This window comes from Sphingobium psychrophilum, from assembly GCF_012927105.1.
GTDB lineage: Bacteria > Pseudomonadota > Alphaproteobacteria > Sphingomonadales > Sphingomonadaceae > Sphingobium > Sphingobium psychrophilum.
In genome coordinates, this window is record NZ_JABBFV010000070.1 from 1 (window position 1) to 1,807 (window position 1,807).

General features: G+C 60.5%; 2 protein-coding genes. One reads left to right on the forward strand and one right to left on the reverse strand.

Annotated features, from left to right (window positions below; genetic code table 11):
* Positions 1–23: 23 nt before the first annotated feature.
* Positions 24–308: a hypothetical protein gene (locus tag HHL08_RS25205; protein ID WP_119750773.1), complete on the reverse strand. Its 285-nt coding sequence runs from the start codon at positions 306–308 to the stop codon at positions 24–26.
* Positions 309–413: 105 nt separating this feature from the next.
* Between HHL08_RS25205 and HHL08_RS25210 the strand changes: the two genes are divergently transcribed.
* Positions 414–1,790, forward strand: a complete 1,377-nt coding sequence (locus tag HHL08_RS25210) for an IS701 family transposase (RefSeq protein ID WP_169575582.1) — start codon at positions 414–416, stop codon at positions 1,788–1,790.
* The last annotated feature ends 17 nt before the right edge of the window (positions 1,791–1,807 follow it).

Consider the following 1,807-nt stretch of genomic DNA (forward strand, 5'->3'; position numbering starts at 1 on the left):
AGCTCGACTTTGTACGTTTTTGGTCAGGTCCAAGTCCAGAAGATGCTGTTTTCAGCGATGTGGTCGAGGGCCTGATCGAGTGGCAAGACGCATCCGCCCATATCGTCAATATCTTCCCATTTTCGCCGGTGTGACCAGTAGCCGAGCCTGACTTCGTCGCGCGTGCCGACAGGCTTGAGGCGGGCGATCGGCGCGTCGGTTTCCAGCAGATAGAGATGGTAAGCGCCTTTGTCCTCGTACCAGCCCACGCCACCGCCGTTGGCTGCGTCAAACGTTTCGATGCGTAGAATGATTTCGTCGTCTTTCATGGAGCATCCATAGCTGCCTTCAGGTCACAGCGTATCCGATTCAACTTGCCGCATGGCAACAGCCCAAGCGTTGCAACGTGCTTCAGTTAGGATTCGAAGCATGGGATGTTGGACCAGAACAAGGCCGTTATCGGCGATGCCGTCCCCCAGATCCTGCGCCAATGGATGCAGGTATGGCGCCCCTGCTTCACTGCCCCCAGTTGGGAGCATGTACTTGTTCTTGTGATGGGCGGCCTGCTGGCCACGGGCAAACGGACCGTTACGTCCTGCCTGCGTGTGACCGGCCGATCCCATGCTGCCAACTTTGCCACCTATCACCAGGTCCTCAACCGCGCCCGTTGGAGCTCCCGTGCGGTTGCCAGGCGACTGCTCGGCATTGTGGTCGAACGGCTCGTGCCAGATGGTCCCGTTGTCATTGGCATGGACGACACCATTGAGCGGCGATGGGGGCGCAGGATCACTGCCCGGGGTATATACCGAGACCCGGTCCGCTCCAGTCACGGCCATTTCGTCAAAGCCAGCGGACTGCGCTGGCTCAGCTTTATGGTGCTCACCCCGGTGTCGTGGACCAACTTGATCAAGGCGCTGCCGATCCTGACGTTGCTTGCCCCTTCAGAACGATCCAACCGTCAACGCGGCTGTCGTCACAAACTGCTGACGGACTGGGCCCGCCAGGGCGCGCTGCAGCTGTCTCGCTGGCTGCCAGGTCGTCGGATCGTCTTCATCGGCGACAGCAGCTTTGCCGTCCACGAACTGGCCCATGCCATTACGCCTCGGGCAACGCTCATCAGCCGGCTGCGGCTGGATGCCAGCCTGTTTGCGCCGCCTGCGAGGCGAACATCACGCACGATGGGACGGCCGGCACAGAAAGGGCCAGCACTGCCCAAGCTCAAGACCCTGCTCGCCAATCCGGCGACGCGCTGGACAAGCGTCCTCGTCTCTGCCTGGTATGGCCATGTCAACGGCAAGACGCTCGAGATCACATCCGACATCGCCTTATGGTACAGGCCGGGCACCCCGGTCTTGCCGGTTCGCTGGGTCCTGGTTCGCGACCCTGACGGAAAGCGCGAGCCGCAAGCCTTCTTCAGTACCGACATCACCCTCGAGCCCGCCGACATCATCGCCCTCTACGTCCGGCGGTGGCAGATCGAGGTCACATTTGCCGAAACCCGCGCTCACCTGGGTGTCGAGACACAGCGCCAGTGGACCAACAAAGCCATAGCGCGAACCACTCCGGCGCTGTTGGGTCTCTACTCTCTTATATCGCTATGGGCCGGCGATCTGCTAACCAATAAAAGCAACCCTTATTCCGCCGCCTGGTATCGAAAAACCAGCCTGACCTTCAGTGACGCCATCGGCGCCGTCCGCCTCCAGCTCTGGGTCGGCGACATTAATCAACAATCCCCGCCGCACCGAGAACCGCACTATATTCCGACAACCCGCCTCGTACGTATGGCTCAAGCACTATGCTTCGCCACCTAATCGTACAAAGTCGAGCT

What these genes read in the sequence shown, in the direction of transcription:
- HHL08_RS25210 (WP_169575582.1), top strand. Translation starts at nt 414, where the DNA reads ATGTTGGACCAGAACAAGGCCGTTATCGGCGATGCCGTCCCCCAGATC.
- HHL08_RS25205 (WP_119750773.1), bottom strand. Translation starts at nt 308, where the DNA reads ATGAAAGACGACGAAATCATTCTACGCATCGAAACGTTTGACGCAGCC.